This window comes from Streptosporangium pseudovulgare, from assembly GCF_014648055.1.
Taxonomy (GTDB): Bacteria; Actinomycetota; Actinomycetes; order Streptosporangiales; family Streptosporangiaceae; genus Streptosporangium; species Streptosporangium pseudovulgare.
This window is the reverse complement of the sequence record NZ_BMQJ01000013.1, coordinates 1-16,925: the sequence shown is the minus strand read 5'-3', so window position 1 is coordinate 16,925 and position 16,925 is coordinate 1. Positions and strand designations below refer to the sequence as shown.

16 protein-coding genes are annotated in these 16,925 nt (G+C 73.1%); 11 read left to right on the top strand and 5 right to left on the bottom strand.

The features are described 5' to 3' along the window. Positions 1–67 precede the first annotated feature (67 nt). The 8 genes from IEZ10_RS24155 (at position 68) to IEZ10_RS24120 (ending at position 9,217) form a co-directional block, all read left to right on the top strand. Entirely contained in the window at positions 68–1,027 is a 960-nt protein-coding gene (locus tag IEZ10_RS24155) for a sugar-binding transcriptional regulator (protein WP_189248807.1), read from the top strand. A gap of 489 nt (positions 1,028–1,516) precedes the next feature. After that, positions 1,517–2,611, top strand: coding sequence for an ABC transporter substrate-binding protein (locus tag IEZ10_RS24150; RefSeq protein WP_229811592.1), 1,095 nt, complete (start codon positions 1,517–1,519; stop codon positions 2,609–2,611). 17 nt (positions 2,612–2,628) lie between these two features. Next, the gene (locus IEZ10_RS24145; RefSeq protein ID WP_229811591.1) at positions 2,629–3,417 is read left to right on the top strand and encodes an ATP-binding cassette domain-containing protein; all 789 of its coding nucleotides are present in this window, start codon (positions 2,629–2,631) and stop codon (positions 3,415–3,417) included. After that, a complete protein-coding gene (locus tag IEZ10_RS24140; RefSeq protein ID WP_189248805.1) occupies positions 3,414–4,649 on the top strand; it encodes a sugar ABC transporter permease in 1,236 nt (411 codons plus the stop codon). The genes IEZ10_RS24145 and IEZ10_RS24140 overlap by 4 nt, the downstream gene beginning before the upstream one ends. Beyond that, positions 4,649–6,136 carry an FGGY-family carbohydrate kinase gene (locus IEZ10_RS24135; RefSeq protein ID WP_189248804.1) on the top strand — a complete coding sequence of 496 codons (1,488 nt, stop codon included), beginning with the start codon at positions 4,649–4,651 and terminating at the stop codon, positions 6,134–6,136. Before IEZ10_RS24140 ends, IEZ10_RS24135 begins: the two co-directional genes overlap by 1 nt. Continuing rightward, the gene (locus IEZ10_RS24130; protein ID WP_189248803.1) at positions 6,133–7,587 is read left to right on the top strand and encodes an FGGY-family carbohydrate kinase; all 1,455 of its coding nucleotides are present in this window, start codon (positions 6,133–6,135) and stop codon (positions 7,585–7,587) included. Before IEZ10_RS24135 ends, IEZ10_RS24130 begins: the two co-directional genes overlap by 4 nt. Next, complete coding sequence (locus tag IEZ10_RS24125) at positions 7,584–8,198, top strand: histidine phosphatase family protein (protein ID WP_189248802.1); 615 nt, start codon at positions 7,584–7,586, stop codon at positions 8,196–8,198. The genes IEZ10_RS24130 and IEZ10_RS24125 overlap by 4 nt, the downstream gene beginning before the upstream one ends. Beyond that, positions 8,195–9,217, top strand: coding sequence for a 2-hydroxyacid dehydrogenase (locus IEZ10_RS24120; protein WP_189248801.1), 1,023 nt, complete (start codon positions 8,195–8,197; stop codon positions 9,215–9,217). Before IEZ10_RS24125 ends, IEZ10_RS24120 begins: the two co-directional genes overlap by 4 nt. A gap of 283 nt (positions 9,218–9,500) precedes the next feature. Here the strand turns inward: IEZ10_RS24120 and IEZ10_RS24115 are convergent, their stop codons facing one another. The 5 genes from IEZ10_RS24115 to IEZ10_RS24095 all read right to left on the bottom strand — a co-directional run bounded on the left by IEZ10_RS24115 (position 9,501) and on the right by IEZ10_RS24095 (position 14,619). Continuing rightward, positions 9,501–10,229, bottom strand: coding sequence for a serine hydrolase (locus IEZ10_RS24115; protein WP_189248800.1), 729 nt, complete (start codon positions 10,227–10,229; stop codon positions 9,501–9,503). A gap of 202 nt (positions 10,230–10,431) precedes the next feature. Further along, positions 10,432–12,036, bottom strand: coding sequence for an N-acyl-D-amino-acid deacylase family protein (locus tag IEZ10_RS24110; RefSeq protein WP_189248799.1), 1,605 nt, complete (start codon positions 12,034–12,036; stop codon positions 10,432–10,434). Beyond that, a complete protein-coding gene (locus IEZ10_RS24105; protein ID WP_179828915.1) occupies positions 12,033–12,785 on the bottom strand; it encodes an amino acid ABC transporter ATP-binding protein in 753 nt (250 codons plus the stop codon). Before IEZ10_RS24105 ends, IEZ10_RS24110 begins: the two co-directional genes overlap by 4 nt. Before the next feature lie 23 nt (positions 12,786–12,808). Then, a complete protein-coding gene (locus IEZ10_RS24100) occupies positions 12,809–13,747 on the bottom strand; it encodes an ABC transporter permease subunit (RefSeq protein ID WP_229811590.1) in 939 nt (312 codons plus the stop codon). Continuing rightward, positions 13,738–14,619 carry an ABC transporter substrate-binding protein gene (locus IEZ10_RS24095; RefSeq protein ID WP_229811589.1) on the bottom strand — a complete coding sequence of 294 codons (882 nt, stop codon included), beginning with the start codon at positions 14,617–14,619 and terminating at the stop codon, positions 13,738–13,740. Before IEZ10_RS24095 ends, IEZ10_RS24100 begins: the two co-directional genes overlap by 10 nt. 145 nt (positions 14,620–14,764) lie before the next feature. Here IEZ10_RS24095 and lysA point away from each other — a divergent pair, with 145 nt between their 5' ends. From lysA to IEZ10_RS24080, 3 genes are all read left to right on the top strand, one after another. Next, the gene (gene lysA, locus IEZ10_RS24090) at positions 14,765–16,045 is read left to right on the top strand and encodes a diaminopimelate decarboxylase (protein WP_229811588.1); all 1,281 of its coding nucleotides are present in this window, start codon (positions 14,765–14,767) and stop codon (positions 16,043–16,045) included. A 288-nt stretch (positions 16,046–16,333) separates the two neighbouring features. Then, the gene (locus tag IEZ10_RS24085; RefSeq protein WP_189248796.1) at positions 16,334–16,534 is read left to right on the top strand and encodes an MbtH family protein; all 201 of its coding nucleotides are present in this window, start codon (positions 16,334–16,336) and stop codon (positions 16,532–16,534) included. Positions 16,535–16,698: 164 nt separating this feature from the next. Beyond that, a partial coding sequence (locus tag IEZ10_RS24080) for an AMP-binding protein (RefSeq protein WP_229811587.1) occupies positions 16,699–16,925 on the top strand: 227 nt, incomplete at its 3' end.

The following is a 16,925-nucleotide window of genomic DNA, read 5'->3' as shown; positions in this document are numbered from 1 at the left end:
GGCGCGCAGGTATAGTCAACGCTCATCCGTTCAGCACATATGTTCAGAGCATAGGGAGAGCCCGCCCATGAACGCCGCCGACGCCGCACCGGAGGCACAGGCCCGGTTCCCCCAGGAGCTGATGTACGCGGCGGCGTCGCAGTACTACCTTGAGGACGCCACCCAGGCCGACATCGCCAAACGGCTGGGCGTCAGCCGGGCCACGGTGAGCCGGCTGCTGACCGAGGCGCGCCGGCACGGCATCGTGGAGATCCGGGTGCACCGGCCGGCGACGCTGGAGGAGGGTCCGCTGGCCGCCGAGGTGGCCGCCGCGCTGGGCCTGCGGCGCGTCTTCCTGGTGCCCAGGGTCGGCGGCCCTGCACTGGGCCCGTGGCTGGCCCCGGGCCTGGCCAGGGCGCTGGCCGCGGCGGGCCTGGAGTCCGGCGACGTGCTGCTCGTCTCCTCCGGCAGCACGGTCTACGAGTGCGCGCGGGAGAGCCTGGGGCGGTTCCCCGGCGTCACGATCGCCCCGGCCGTGGGCGGCCAGGAGGACCCGCAGCCCTGGTTCCAGACGAACGAGACCACCCGCCTGCTGGCCGAGCGCATCGGGGGCGTGCCCAGCTACCTGTACGCGCCCGCCCAGCCGGGTCCCGAGCTGTTCTACTCCCTGCAGCACGAGCCGTCGGTGCGCAAGGTCATGGACCTGTGGGCGCACGCCAGGTGCGCGATCGTCGGCGTCGGCTCGCCGCCGCTGACGCGCCAGGTCGTGCCCGCCTTCGTGCCCCGCCACGCCGACGGCCTGCGCGACGCCGTCGGCGACGTGTGCTCGCGCTTCTACGACCGCGACGGCGGGCCCGTCGGCTACCCGGGCAGCGAGCGGCTGGTGGCGACCAGCCTGGAGCAGTTGCGCCGCATCCCCGTCTCGATCGCGGTGGCGGTCGGCCCGGAGAAGGTCCTGTCGATCGTCGCCGGGGCCAGGGGCGGCTACTTCAACCAGCTCGTCACCGACGCCCTGACCGCGGAGAGCCTGCTGTCGGCGACCCGCTGACGAGAGGCGGCCCCTGACGGGAAGAGCCCCGGCGGAAGGGGCCCTGACAGAAGGGCCCCTGACGGAAGGGGACGTCCGCCCGCGGCCCGCCGTACGACGCCGTCCGCCGCACCGCCCGCCGCGCCGCTCGCCGCCCGCAGTACCGCACCGCCCGCTGCGCCGCCCGCCGTACCACCCGCCGCACCGCACCGCCTGCCGTACGGCGCCGTCCGTCGCCGGGCCCGCTGACGGACGGTGACGCCCCCGCTCGCCCGGCGGGCCGCCCGCGCACGCCCCATCCCCGGGAAGGGATCCCCGGCCACCACGCGCGTATGAACACCAGGTCACGGGCCTGGAAAATCCCTGAACACTTTTGCTGGACAAATATTCCGGACACGCGCTAGCGTGTTCGGCCACGGCGCATCACCGCGTGTAGCGGACCGTGCCCGACCTCGGGGGACCGCGTAGCAGATCCGCTCCGCGAGGACACAGCAAGCAAGGGAAGAATCCGTGAAGAAAGCTCATATGCGGACATCGGCGTTCGCCGCGGTGGCGGTCATCGCAGGCGCGGCACTCACCGCCTGTGCTTCCGGCTCCACCGGAGCGGACGGCGGCACCGGCGGCAGCGGCGGCGGGAGCGCGGAGAACGCCAAGGTGGCCTTCCTCATGCCCGACCTCGCCTCCACCCGGTACGAGCTGGCCGACAAGCCGCTGTTCGAGGCGAAGATGAAGCAGCTGTGCCCGAGCTGCACGGTCATCTACCAGAACGCCGACTCCGACGCCTCCAAGCAGCAGCAGCAGGCCAACTCGGCGCTGGCCCAGGGCGTCAAGGCCATCGTGATCGACCCCGTCGACTCCGCCGCCGCCGCGACCATCGTCAAGTCGGCGCAGGCGCAGAACGTGCCGGTCATCGCCTACGACCGGCCGATCCCCACCACCCCGGCCGACTACTACGTCTCGTTCGACAACGAGAAGATCGGCTCGATGATCGGCCAGTCCCTGGTCGACCACCTCAAGAAGGAGAACGCCGAGGGCGGGATCCTCCAGGTCAACGGCTCCCCGACGGACGCCGCCGCCGGCCTGATCAAGAAGGGCATCCACAGCGCGGTCGACCCCAGCGGCTTCAAGCTGCTGGCCGAGTACGACACCCCCGACTGGTCGCCGGAGAAGGCCCAGGGCTGGGTCAGCGGCCAGATCACCAAGTTCCGCGACCAGATCGCGGGCGTGGTGGCGGCCAACGACGGCACCGGAGGCGGCTCGATCGCCGCGTTCAAGGCGGCGGACGTGAAGGTGCCGCCGGTCACCGGCAACGACGCCGAGTCGGCCGCCGCCCAGCGCATCATCTCCGGCGACCAGTACAACACGATCTCCAAGCCCATCAAGACCGTGGCCGAGGCCGCGGCCGACGTGGCCTACCGGTTCGTGCGGGGAGAGAAGCCCGCGGGCAAGACCACCCTCTACGACACTCCCTCGGAGCTGTTCACCCCCACGGTCGTGACCAGGGAGAACATCAACGAGGTGCTGTTCCAGAGCGGAATCATGAAGGCGTCCGAGGTGTGCACGGGTGAGTACGCCAAGGGATGCGCCGAGCTCGGCATCAAGTAGATCTCGAGGAGCCCCCTTTGTCCGCCACCCAGCAAAAAGACAGCGTCCTGTCCCTGCGCGGGATCAACAAGACCTTCGGTGCGGTCGCCGCGCTCACCGACATCGACCTCGATGTGGCGGCGGGTCAGGTCGTGGCCGTCGTCGGCGACAACGGCGCCGGCAAGTCGACGCTGGTCAAGGTCCTGTCGGGCGTGCACTCGCCGGACTCCGGCACGATCACCTTCGACTCGAAGACGGTCGACATCCCGAGTCCGGCGGCCGCTCACCGGCTCGGCATCGCCACCGTCTTCCAGGACCTCGCGCTGTGCGAGAACCTCAACGTGATCCAGAACCTCTTCCTCGGTCAGGAGCTCCGTCCGCTCCGGCTGAACGAGGTGGCGATGGAGACGCGCTCGTGGGAGCTGCTCCGCCAGCTCTCGGCGAAGATCCCCAGCGTGCGGGTGCCGGTGGCGTCGCTGTCGGGCGGCCAGCGGCAGACCGTCGCGATCGCCAGGTCGCTGCTCGGCGACCCGAAGATCATCATTCTCGACGAGCCGACCGCCGCCCTGGGCGTCGCGCAGACGGCCGAGGTGCTCAACCTGGTCGAACGGCTCCGGGAGAACGGTCTGGGCGTCATCATGATCAGCCACAACATGGCGGACGTGAAGGCGGTCGCCGACACCGTGGCCGTGCTGCGGCTGGGCCGTAACAACGGGGTGTTCGACGTGAACGACGTCTCGGTCGAGGACATCATCGCCGCCATCACCGGCGCCACCGACAACGTGGTGTCGCAGCGCCGGGCGCGCCGCAAGGAGGGGCTCTCATGACCACCACGCTCGCCACCGACCGCCAGGACGAGCGGCTGCAGAGCCGCGAGGGGCTGCGCGGCGCGATCACCGACGTGATCGAGCGGGCCCGCGGCGGCGACCTCGGCGTGATCCCCGTCGTGGTCGGGCTCGTCGTGATCTGGGCCGTGCTGCAGGTCCTCAACCCGGTCTTCCTGTCCAGCACCAACCTGGTCAACCTCACGCTGGAGTCGGCCGCGGTCGGCGTCATCGCGCTCGGCATCGTGTGCGTGCTGCTGGTCGGGGAGATCGACCTGTCGGTCGGTTCGGTCAGCGGCCTGTCCGGCGCGGTGCTGGCGGTGCTGTTCGTCGACAAGGGGCTGCCGGTCTGGGCGGCCATCCTGGCGGCGGTCGCGCTGAGCGCGGCGATCGGCTGGGTGTACGCCCAGCTGTTCAACCGCTTCGGCGTGCCGAGCTTCGTCATCACGCTGGCCGGGTTGCTGGCCTTCCTCGGCCTGCAGCTGTACGTGCTGGGCACCAAGGGGTCGATCAACCTGCCGTTCGACTCGGCCCTGGTGAACTTCGCGCAGCTGGCCTTCGTGCCGCAGTGGCTGTCGTACACCTTCGCGGTCGTCGCCGCGGCCGGGCTGTTCGCCAGCGGCCACCTCCACGCCCGGGAGCGCCGCCGGGCGGGCCTTTCGGCCAGGACCACCTCCATGCTGGCCGTACGGAGCATCGCGCTGCTGGCGGTGCTGACGTTCGTGGTCTGGTATCTCGGGCAGACCCGCGGCGTCGGCTGGATGTTCGTCCTGTTCGTCGCGATGGTGCTGGTCATGCACTACCTGCTGTCGCGCACCAAGTGGGGCAGGTCGGTCTACGCCGTCGGCGGCAACGTGGAGGCCGCGCGACGGGCCGGCATCAACGTCCGGGCCGTCTACACCTCGGTGTTCATGCTCTGCTCCTCCTTCGCCGCGGTGGGCGGCATCCTCGCCGCCGCCCGGCTGGCCGCCGCCAACCAGAGCAGCGGCGCCGGCGACGTGAACCTCAACGCCATCGCCGCCGCCGTGATCGGCGGGACGAGCCTGTTCGGCGGGCGAGGCACCGCGTTCGGCGCGCTGCTCGGCATGATCGTCATCCAGTCGATCTCCAGCGGCCTGACGCTGCTGAACCTCGACTCCTCCATCCGGTTCGTGGTGACGGGCGTGGTGCTGCTGCTGGCCGTGGTCGTCGACTCGATCGCGCGCAAGTCGCGGACCTCCCACGGGCGGGCCTGATGGCGGCGATCTGCGTCGACGCCGGAACCACGGTGGTCAAGGCGGTCGGCTACGACGAGGCGGGGGCGGAGGTCGCGGTCGCCCGGCAGGAGACCGGCGTGTCCCGCCCCGCGCCCGGCCACGCCGAGCAGGACATGAACACGGTCTGGGCGGCGGTCGCGCGCACGGTGCGCGCGGTCGCCGACCGGCTCGCCGGCGCCTCGGCCGGGACCGTCGACTTCGTCGCGGTCACCGCCCAGGGCGACGGCGCCTGGCTGGTCGGCCCCGACGGTGAGCCGACCGGCCCGGCGATCCTGTGGAACGACGGCCGGGCCACGGCCGCGGTGGACGCCTGGAACCGCTCCGGCGTGGCCGGGCGCGCCTTCCGCGTCAACGGCTCCGCCGCCGCCTCGGGGCTGCCGCACGCCATCCTCACCTGGCTGCGGGAGCACGACCCCGAGCGGCTGGAACGCTCCGCGGCCCTGCTGACCTGCGGCGGATGGATCTTCTCCCGGCTGACCGGGGAGGTCGCCGCGGACGAGTCCGACGCCTCGGCGCCGTTCATGGACCTGCGCGCCCGTGCCTACTCCCCCGAGCTGATGGCGCTGTTCGGCCTGGAGTGGGCCGCGCGGCTGCTGCCCGAGCCGCGCGGCGACGCGCACCGCGTCGCCGCGCTCACCGCCTCCGCCGCCGCGTCGCTGGGCCTGCCCGCCGGTACCCCGGTCGTGATGGCCCCCTACGACATCGTCTCCACCGCCGTCGGGGCGGGCGCGGTGGGCGACGGCCGGGCGTGCAGCATCCTGGGCACCACGCTGTGCACCGAGACCATCGTCGCCGAACCCGGCCTCGACGGCCCCGCCGTGGGCATCACGATCGCGGCCCCCGGCGGCTACCTGCGGGCCTTCCCCACCTTCGCCGGGGTCGAGGTGATCAACTGGGTCTGCCGCCTGCTCGGGCTGCCCGGACCGGCCGCCCTCGGCGAGCTGGCCGCGGCGAGCCCGCCGGGCGCGGGCGGGCTGGCGTTCCTGCCCTACCTGTCCCCCGCCGGGGAGCGGGCGCCGTTCTGCGACCCGTTCGCCCGGGGCTCCTTCCTCGGCATGTCGTTCGACCACGACCGCGAGCACATCGCCCGCGCCGTGTTCGAGGGCCTCACGTTCGTCGTCCGCGACTGCCTGGACGCCTTCGGCCCCGCCGTGCGGGAGCTGCGGGTGTGCGGCGGCGGCTCGGCGAGCGACCTGTGGCTGCGGATGATCGCCGACGTCACCGGCCTGCCGGTGCTCCGGCCGGCCGACGCCGAGGTCGGAGCCCGCGGCGCCTTCCTCGTCGGCCTGACCGCGACGGGCGCCGCCACCGATCTCGAAGAGGCGGCCGGGCGCCACGTGCGGCTGCGCGACGCCGTACGGCCGCGGCCCGGCGCCTACGAGACCTTCTACCGGGACTTCCTCGCGCTGCGTGAGACCGCCGCCCGGTCCTGGCCGCTGCTCGCCGAGACGAGGAGCCGCTCATGAGCGTGTGGATCGGCATAGACCTGGGCACGCAGAGTGTGCGCGTGATGGCCGTCACCGGTGACGGCCGGGTGCTCGGCGCGGCGAGCAGGCCGCTGACCAGCCGCCGCGACGGCCCCCGGCACGAGCAGGACCCCGAGCAGTGGTGGGAGCGGCTGGCCGCCGCCGCCCGCGAGGCGCTGCGCGACGTGCCGCCCGGTCCCGTCGGCGGCGTGGCCGTGGACGCCACCTCCGGCACGATCCTGCTCACCGGCGACGACGGCCGGCCCCTCACCCCCGGGCTGATGTACGACGACCGGCGGGCGGCCGGCGAGGTCGAGCGGGTCAACGAGGCCGGCGCGCACGTGTGGGACCGGCTCGGCTACCGCCGCATGCAGGCCAACTGGGCGCTGCCCAAGCTGCTGTGGCTGCTGCGCGACGCCCCGGCCGGGGCGCGCCTGGCGCACCAGAACGACTTCGTCAACCGCCGCCTGACGGGCCGGCCGGTCGCCACCGACCTGAGCAACGCGCTGAAGACGGGCGTGGACCTGATCGACGAGCGCTGGCCGTCGGACGTCCTGGACGCCCTCGGCGTCCCCGCCTCCGTGCTGCCCGGCGTGGTACGGCCCGGCACCGTGCTCGGCGAGGTCTGCGCCGGGGCCGCCGAGGCCACCGGCATCCCGGCGGGCACGCCGGTGGTCGCCGGGACGACCGACGGGTGCGCGGCGCAGCTCGGCGCGGGCGCCCTCACGCCCGGGAGCTGGAACTCGGTGATGGGCACCACGCTGGTGCTCAAGGGCGTCACCCGGGAGCTGGTCCACGACCCGCTGGGCGTCGTCTACTCCCACCGCGCCCCGGACGGCTCGTGGCTGCCGGGCGGCGCGTCCAGCACCGGCGCGGGCGTGCTGGCCCGCGACCTGGCCGGGCGTGACCTCGACGCCCTCAGCCGCCTGGCCGCCGGGCGCTTCGGATCCGGCGGCTCCTCCGCCGACCCGTCCGCCACCGTCTACCCGCTGGTCTCCCGGGGTGAGCGGTTCCCGTTCGCCGCGCCGGAGGCGGAGGGCTTCACCCTCGGCCACGTCGGCGACGACGTCGACCGCTACGCCGCGATCCTGCGCGGCGCCGCCTACATCGAGCGGCTCTGCTTCGACTACCTCGACCTGCTCGGCGCTCCGGTGGACGGCGAGATCGTGCTGACCGGCGGCGCGACCCGCAGCGCCTACTGGAACCGGGTCAGGGCCGCCGTGCTGGGACGGCCGGTGACCCTGCGGGAGAACGCCGAGCCCGCGCTCGGCATGGCCGTCCTCGCCGCCGGGCCCGCCTCGGCGGCGCGGATGGTCCGCACCCGCGAGGTCGTCGAACCCGGCGGCGAGGACCTGCGCGAGCACTACCTGCGGTTCGTCGCCGAACTGGAGGACCGCGGCTGGCTGCCCCCGGAGGCCGCCGCCCACGCCCGGAGAAGGAGCACCCGATGACCCGGCTCGTACTGGCCCGCCACGGCGAGACCGTCTGGCACGCCGAGAACCGCTACGCCGGCGTCACCGACGTCGAACTGACCCCGCGCGGCCACGAGCAGGCCGGACGGCTGGCCGCCTGGTCCGCCGCGGCCGGGCTCGCCGCCGTCTGGACGTCCACGCTGAGCCGGGCCCGGATCACCGCCGAGGCGAGCGCCCGCGCGGCGGACGTCGAGCCGCGGGTGGACGCCCGGCTGTGCGAGCTCGACTTCGGCCGGGGCGAGGGGCTGACCTCCGCCGAGATGCACGAGCGGTTCCCCGAGGCCCGCGCCGCCTTCGAGGCCGATCCCGCCGCCCATCCGCTGCCCGGGGGCGAGGACCCCGGGCGGGCCGCCGCCCGGTTCACCGCCGCCCTGCGCGACATCACCGCCGCCCACCCCGGCGGGCGGGTGCTGGTGGTGGCCCACACGACCGTCATCAGGCTCGCGCTGTGCGGGCTCATCGGGGTGCCGCTCGGTTCCTACCGGCGGCTCTTCCCGCGCCTGGACAACTGCGCCGTCACCGAGCTGCGCCTCGACGACGGGCAGGTCGCGATCCTGCAGTTCAACTCTCCGATTGGAGCCGTTCGTTGACCATCCGAATCCTCGCCGCCGGTGACCACTTCGTGCGCAGCGACCTCCTGGTGGACGCGCTCAGGCAGGTGGTCCCCGGTGACGCCGACATCCGCGAGCTGACCCTGCCGTGGCCGGTCGTGCCGTTCGGCCGGGTGGGCGAGGTCGACGAGGCGTCCGACGTGGAGGAGGAGCTGATCGAGGCGCTGCGCGGCGTGGAGGTCTGCGTGACCCAGATGGCCCCGCTGACCGAGCGTGTCCTCGCCGCCTGCCCCGACCTGAAGCTGTTCTGCGTCAGCCGGGGCGGCCCGGTCAACGCCAACCTCCAGGCCGCCACCGAGGCCGGGGTGACCGTCACGTTCGCGCCCGGCCGCAACGCGGTCGCCACCGCCGAGCACACGCTGGCCATGCTCCTGGCCGCCACCCGGCGTATCCCGCAGACCAACGCCGACCTCGCCCGGGGCGTGTGGCGGGGCGACTACTACATGTACGACCACGTGGGCCCGGAGCTGGAGGGCGGCACGGTCGGCCTGGTCGGCTACGGCGCGATCGGCAGCCGGGTGGCCCGCATGCTGGAGGGGTTCGGCGCCGAGGTTCTGGTGTACGACCCCTACGTCACCGGCGTCCCCGGCCAGGTGGGGCTGGAGGAGCTGCTGAGCCGTTCCCGCTTCGTGTCCCTGCACGCCCGGGTCACCCCGGAGACCACCGGCATGATCGACGCGAAGCGGATCGCGCTGATGCCCGCCGGGTCGGTGCTGGTCAACTGCGCCCGGGGCGCGCTGCTCGACTACGACGCCCTGTGCGACGCCCTGGACTCGGGTCACCTGTTCGGCGCCGCGGTGGACGTTTTCCCCACCGAGCCCATCCCCGAGGGGTCCCGCCTGCTCACCACGCCCAACCTGGTGATGACCCCGCACCTGGCGGGGGCCAGCAAGGAGACGGCGGCCAAGGCGGCGCGGATCGTCGCCGAGGACGTGGCCCGCTACCTGCGCGGCGAGCCGGTCGCCCACCACGCCAACCCCGCCCTCGCCGCCTCCTGAACCGCCGTCCCCGGGGGCCGTTCCCGGCGTGCCGGGTTCCTGAGGAACCGGCGCACCGGACTCCCGGGGCGGTACGGCGGGCGCACCCGCCCGCGCCCGCCGGCTCGTGAGAACGCCCGGATCCCCGCGACGGGGATCCGGGCGTTCGGGCTTTCCCGGTGGGGCCTCGGGAGAGGGGAGCCTCAGGAGGCTTTCCCGGTGGAGCCTTGGAAGAGGAGCTTCAGGAGGCTTCCCCGGTGAGACCTCAGGGGGGTGAGCCTCAGGAGGTTTCCCCGGTGGAGCCTCAGGAGGTGAGGCCCGCCAGGCGGGCGATGGCCAGGCCCGCCCGGCGGGCGCTCCGCACCAGGGCGTGCTCGCTCCCGGCGGGCCCGTTGGCCACCACGGCGTAGCCGATCCGCCGCTCCGGGCCGATCATGACGCCCACGTCGGCGCGCACGCCGGTGTCGGTGCCGGTCTTGTTGGCCACCCAGACCATCCCGCGCGGGGGCGCGGCGGGGATCTCGCGGTCCTCGGGCTCGTGCGGCAGCAGCGCGGGCACCAGGCTCCGGTCGGTGTTGTGCGCCATCCAGCGCAGCATGGTCCGGCTCCACTCCTCCGCGCCGTCGAGCCGGGCGGCGAACCGGGCCAGCTCGCCGGCCGTGCCGAGGGCGAAGGCCGGCGGATGCGACGGCAGCCGGGGCTCGCGGATCCGGTCCAGGACGCGGGTGCGCGTGAGGCCCAGCCCGGCGGCGACCTCGGCGACCCGGTCCAGGCCGATCCGGCGCAGCAGCGCGTTGGTGGCGGTGTTGTCGCTCACCGAGGCGACCAGCACCGCGAGATCCCCGACCGGCCAGCGGTCGCCGGACAGCGCGCCCATCAGGCCGGAGCCGCCGCAGCGGTCATCGGGGCGGATCTCCACGGTCTCGGCCTCCTCCAGCGCGCCGCCGGCGATGTCCCGGGCCGCGGCGGCCAGCAGCAGCAGCTTGCCGGTGCTGGCCAGGACCAACTCGGCGTCCTCGTGGCGGGAGATCATGCCGGGCACGGAAACCGCGACCGTGCCGGGACCGTCCAGACCGTCCAGACCGTCCGGATCCCGTGGATCCCGCGGATCGCCCGGAGCGTCCGGTCCCGCCGGGCCCTCCCGGTTCGCCGGGCCGTCCGGCGTGCCGTACTCGGTCATCGTCCCGTCCCCTCCGTCGTCCGCCGTACGGTGCCCGTACCGCCGTGACCGGTTGTCATACCGCCAGCACCGCCCCGGGCCCGGCGCCGGTCCCGGCGCCGTCGCGGACCACCGTCTCACCGGCGACGAGCACCGAGTGGACGCCCGCCGGCGGCAGCAGCGGGTCGGCGAAGGTGGCGCCGTCGGCGACCGTGCCGGGGTCGAAGACGACCAGGTCGGCGTGGGCGCCATCGGCGATCACGCCGCGCCCGGCCAGCCCGAACCGCTTCGCCGCCATGCCGGTCATCTTGTGCACCGCCGTGGGCAGGTCGAGCAGGCCCAGCTCCCGGACGTAGCGGCCCAGCACCCGCGGGAACGTCCCCGCCCAGCGCGGGTGAGGCCGGCCGCCCGGCTTGGGCACCCCGTCGGAGCCGATCATCGAGTACGGCGCCGCCAGCACCCGCCGCACGTCATCCTCGATCATCGAGTGGCTGATGATGGTGACCTCGCCCTGTTCGGCCACGAGAAGGGCGGCGGCCACGTCGAGGGGGTCCTCGCCGCGGGCGGCGGCCAGCTCGGCGATCGTGTGCCCCTCCGTCTCGGGGTGGCGGGGCGCGCAGGCGACCGAGATGCGGTCCCACCCGCCGTTGCCCACGGTGTTCTCCCAGCCGTGCACGCCCTCGGCGATGGCCCTGCGCATCAGGTCACGCTGGCCGGGGTCGGCCAGGCGCACCGTGAGCGCGGCGACCCCTCCCTCGGAGGCCCAGGGCGGGAGCATCGCGGCCAGCGCCGTGCTTCCCGCAGTATAGGGATAGACGTCGCAGGTGACGTCCATCCCTCCGGCGCGCAGCGCGGCGATCCTGGGCAGGGTCCGCTCGGTCCTCCCCCAGGCGTACTTCCCGGCGGTCTTGTGGTGGGAGACGTGCAGCGCCGCGCCGCTGCCGCGGGCGATCTCCACGGCCTCCTCCAGCGCCTCCTCCACCCGGGACATCTCGTCGCGCAGGTGGGTGACGTACGGCTTGCCGTGCCGGGCGGCGACGGCCGCGAGCGCGGTCACCTCGCCGGTGCCGGCGTAGGTGCCGGGGGTGTAGATGAGGCCGGTGGACAGGCCGGCGGCGCCCGCCGCCAGCGCCCGGTCCAGCAGCGCGCACATGGTCTCCAGCTCGGCGGCGGTGGCGGGCCGGTCCACCGGCCCCATCACCCCCGAGCGCAGCGTGCCGTGCCCGACCAGCGAGGCCAGGTGGTTGGCGCGGGGCACGGCGGCGTGCGCGGCGGCGAACTCGGCGAAGCCCTCGTACATCCCGACGTCGCCGCCGAAGGAGACGCGGGTCTCGGCGCGCATCGCGGTCAGCCGTTCCGGCAGCGCGGGAAAGAGGCTGGAGCCGCAGTTGCCGCAGATCTCGACGGTGACGCCCTGCAGCACGGAGGCGCCGGCCAGGTCGCGGCCCGTCTCGCCGCCGATCAGGGTGACGCCGTCGGAGTGGGTGTGCACGTCGATGAACCCGGGCGCGACGGCCAGGCCGGTGACGTCGCGCACCTCCCGGGCTCCGGCGCGGGAGCCGGGCGGCAGGACGGTGAGGCGGCCGGCGCGGACGCCGACGTCGGCGTGCCGGGCCGCGTCGGGACCGTCGGTGCCGTCGATCACCAGGCCGCCGGTCAGCAGCAGGTCGAGGCCGCTCAAAGCACCTGCCCCAGGAAGGCGCGGAAGCGCTCGTGGCGGGGGGCGGCGAGCACTTCGCGGGGGTTGCCGCGCTCGACGACCACTCCCCCGTCGATGAAGATCAGGTCGTCGCCGACCTCGCGGGCGAAGCCCATCTCGTGGGTCACCACCATCATGGTCATGCCGCTGGCGGCCAGGTCGCGCATGACGGCGAGGACTTCCTGGACCAGCTCGGGGTCGAGGGCGCTGGTCGGCTCGTCGAAGAGCATCAGCTTGGGGTCCATGGCCAGGCTGCGGGCGATCGCCACGCGCTGCTGCTGGCCGCCGGAGAGCTGGGCCGGGTAGTGGCCGGCGCGGTCGGCCAGGCCGACGCGTTCCAGCAGCTCCATCGCCCGGGTGCGGGCCTTGTCCTTGGGGACGCCCCTGACCACGACGGGGCCCTCCATGACGTTCTCCAGCGCGGTGCGGTGCGGGAACAGGTGGAAGCGCTGGAAGACCATGCCGATGTCCTGCTTCTGGCGGGACAGGGCGGCGGGGCTGAGGTGGTGCAGCCGACCGTCGCGCTCGGCGTAGCCGATGAGGTCGCCGTCGACCCAGATGCGGCCGGAGTCGATGGTCTCCAGGCGGTTGACGCAGCGCAGCAGCGTCGACTTGCCGGACCCGGAGGGGCCGACGACGCAGACCACGCCGCCCACGGGCACGTCCAGGCTGATGCCCTTGAGCACCTCGACCGCGCCGAAGCACTTGCGTACCGAGCTGATCCGCACCATGGGCCGGGTCCCGGTTCCGGTCGTCACGCGTTCCCCCTGCCGAACGGCCGCAGGTTGCGGCGGATCCTGGCCGGCAGCGCGTGGTGACCGCGCTCGAAGCGCTTCTCGAGGAAGTGCTGGCCGACGCTCGCGATGGTGGTGAGCACCATGTACCAGATGGAGGCCACGATCAGCATCGCGATGACCTCGAAGTTGCCCAGGTAGATGCGCTGGGAGACGGTGAGCAGCTCTGCTCCGGCGATGACCGAGACCATCGAGGTGGTCTTGAGCATCGAGATGAACTGGTTGCCAGTGGGCGGGACGATCACCCGCATCGCCTGGGGCAGCACGACCCGGCGCAGCACCTGCCGGTGCGACATGCCGAGCGACTCGGCCGCCTCGCGCTGGCCGGGGTCCACCGAGCGGATGCCCGCCCGGACGATCTCGGCCATGTAGGCGCCCTCGTTGATGCCGAGGCCGAGCAGGGCCGCGGTGAAGGGCGTGATCAGCTCGTTGGCCTGCCACTGGAACAGCTTGGGGCCGTCGAAGGGGACGCCGATGCCGAAGGTGGGGAAGACCAGGCCGATGTTGAACCAGAAGATGAGCTGGACCAGCAGCGGGGTGCCGCGGAAGAACCAGGTGTACAGGGCCGAGGCGCCCCGCAGGACGGCGCTGCCGGACAGCTGCATCACCGCGGCGAGGACGCCCAGGGCCAGGCCGATGGCCATCGACAGCACGGTGAGCTGGATGGTGACCCACAGGCCGCCCAGGACCCGGCCGTCACCGAGGTAGGCGACGATGACGTCCCAGTGCAGGTTCTCGTTGACGATGATCGTGTAGGCGAGCCAGACCAGGACGAACCCGGCGACGAGCGCCGCGATCCACCGGCCGGGCCGGGGCGGGCGGATCGCGTCGATGGGCAGGTCCGGCTCCTGGGCGGCGGCGGAGGTCCCGGGCGCCCCGGGGGTCTTGGTCACTTCCACGGCTTGGTGTTCACCATGACCTCGGGGACGGCGTTGGCGGCCACGCCGTACTTCTCCAGGATCTGCCGGTAACCGCCGTCGGCGATCAGCTCCTGCATGGCCTTGGCCACGGCGTCGCGCAGGCCGGTGTTGCGCCGGTCGATCGCGATGCCCCAGGGGCCGGCGTCGTACTGCTCGGACAGCACGTCGTACTTGCCGGTCTCCTTGGCGTACATCGCCGCGACGGGCGAGTCGACGATGGTCGCGACGGCCCGGCCGGAGTCGATGCTCAGCAGGCCGGTGGGGGCGTCCTCGCTCTGGATGATCTTCATCTTGTCGGCGCACTTGTCATCCTGGCGCTGGCCGATGGCGAGGTTGGAGCTGCCCTTGGCCAGCACGACGGACCGGCCGCACAGGTCCTCAAGGGTCTTGATGCCCTCGGGGTTGCCCTTCTTGACCATGATGGCGCCGCCGGCGTTGAAGTAGTCGACGAAGTCGACGGCCGCGCGGCGCTCCTCGGTGTCGCTCATCGAGGACATGGCGATGTCCCAGTTGCTCGCCTGCAGGCCGGGGACGAGGCCGTCGAAGGCGGCGTTGGTCACCTTGGCCTTGAGCCCGAGCTTGGCGGCGATGGCGGCGGCCAGGTCGGGGTCGACGCCGATGAGCTCCTGGGTGCCCTCCTTGTACATCTCCATGGGCGGGTAGCCCTCCGAGGTCGCCATCCGGAGTTCGCCGGTCTTGCGCACCGACTCGGGCACCAGGTCCTTGGCGGACTTGCCGGCCGCCGCGGCGGCGCCGCTCGTGTCGCTCCCCGACGACGAGCGCCCGCAGCCGCCGGCGAGTGCCGAGACGACCAGCGCGGCAGCAACGACTGAATACAGGCGCTTTGTCACGGAACCTCCTGCTTTGCGAATAGTGCAGCTCATCGTGCCGACGGTGGATAACGACCCGAACACACCTGAATGCTTGCGAGTCTGAGCCCCGAAATATTCGATGCTCCGCCCGTACGGCGACCGCCCGGCCCTACCGTCGTCACCCATGAGCCTGGTGATCGAGAACGGCTGGCCGCGCACCGCGGAGTGGACCGGCGGGGAGCTGCGCCTCGGCGGGATCGGCGTGCGCGACCTGGCCGCCGAGTTCGGCACGCCCGCCTACGTCATCGACGAGGAGGAGTTCCTCGCCCGCTGCGCGCTGTGGCGCGACGCCCTCCCCGACGGGGAGGTGCACTACGGCGGCAAGGCGTTCCTCTGCCCGCAGGTGGTGCGCTGGCTGGACACCGCCGGGCTCTGCCTCGACGTGTGCACCGGAGGCGAGCTGGCCGTCGCCATGGCCGGGGGCATGGACCCGGCGCGGGTGGTCTTCCACGGCAACAACAAGTCCGTCGCCGAGCTGCGCCGCGCCGTCGCCTGGGGCGTCGGCTGCGTGGTCGTGGACTCCTTCACCGAGATCGAACGGCTCGCCGCCCTGGCCGCCGAGGCCGGGACGCGCCAGCGCGTGATGATCCGGGTCACCCCGGGCGTCACGGCCCACACCCACGAGTTCATCGCCACCGGCGGCGACGACTCGAAGTTCGGCTTCTCACTGAACGCCGGCCTGGCCGCCGAGGCGGTCCGCCGCGTCCTGGCGGAGGACTCGCTGGAGCTGGCCGGCCTGCACTCCCACATCGGCTCGCAGATCACCGACCTCGGCGGCTTCACCCTGGCCGCCGGCCGGATGGCCGCCTTCCTCACCGCCTGCGAGGACGAGCACGGCGTGACGATCCCCAAGCTGGACCTGGGCGGCGGCCTGGGCATCGTGCACCGGCCGGGCGACCCGGTGCCGCCGAGCCCCGCCGAGGTGGTCGCCGCGCTGCGCGCGGCCGTGCCCTCCCGGGTACGGCTCGCCGTCGAGCCCGGCCGCTCCATCGCCGGGCCCACCGCCGTCGCCCTCTACGAGGTCGGCACCGTCAAGGACATCCCCGGCGTGCGGACCTACGTCAGCGTGGACGGCGGGATGAGCGACAACCCGCGCCCGGCGATGTACGGCGCCGCCTACACCGCGGTCCTGGCCTCCCGCGCCTCGGACGCCCCGGAGCGGCCGGTCACCGTGGTCGGCAGGCACTGCGAGAGCGGCGACGTGCTCGTCCGCGACCTGCCGCTGCCGGCCGACGTGCGGCCGGGCGACCTGCTGGCGATCCCCGCCTCGGGCGCCTACCAGCGGTCGATGGCCAGCAACTACAACCACGTGACCAGGCCGCCGGTGGTGGCGGTGCGCGACGGGGCGGCGCGGGTGATCGTGCGCCGCGAGACCGAGGAGGACCTGCTCCGGCTCTACGTCTGACCTGGGGCCCGGGCCGGGGTCCGGCGCGTGCGGGCAGGCGGCGAGGCGCGGCCGGTCATCGTTCTTCTCCCCCGTCTTCTGCCGGTGATCCCCGGCATAGCGGGATCTTGTGGTGTTTCTCCGGTGCTGTCAAGGGTTGACAGCACCGCGGTCTCGAACGGCATACTCCGGATTCGCACTATTCAATACAGGACGGGTGTGTCCGGCCATCGGCGGGCCCCGCGTGGTACCACTGCGTCCGATCACCCGGATGGCACGGACGACCACACCTGACGGCACGGAGTTCACATGAGCAACCCGTTCGAAGAAGAAAACGGCCGCTACCTCGTCCTGGTGAACGGCGAGGGACAGCACTCCCTCTGGCCGGTTTCCATCGACGTCCCGGGCGGCTGGGAGGTCGCGCACGGCGAGGACAGCCGGCAGGGCTGCCTCGACTTCATCAACGCGCACTGGACCGATATGCGGCCGCGCAGCCTTTCCGGGTCCTGAGTCGGCGGGACCCGCACGTCCGCCCGGCACCTCGCCGGTTTTCCTGCTTTTCGCGGTTTTTCCGGAGCGCGGAACCACGGTCCGTGCTCCCGGCCCGCGCCTCCCGGGCCACGAGATGTCCTCCTCCCCGCAGGTTCACCGCCATGCTCCAAACTGGAGGTTTCGTGAAATCCCCCTCTTTATCGAACAATCTTGCTGAAATCTTCGAGGCGCGGGTGGCGGCCGACCCGGACGCCGAGGCGGTGGTCTGCGGCGAGGTCCGCCTGACCGCGGCCGAGCTCAACGGACGGGCCAACGCCCTGGCCCGCCGCCTGACCGCCGCCGGCGTCGGACCCGAGACCCCCGTACTGGCCCTGCTGCAACGCTCCGCCGACGTCGTCGTCACCATGCT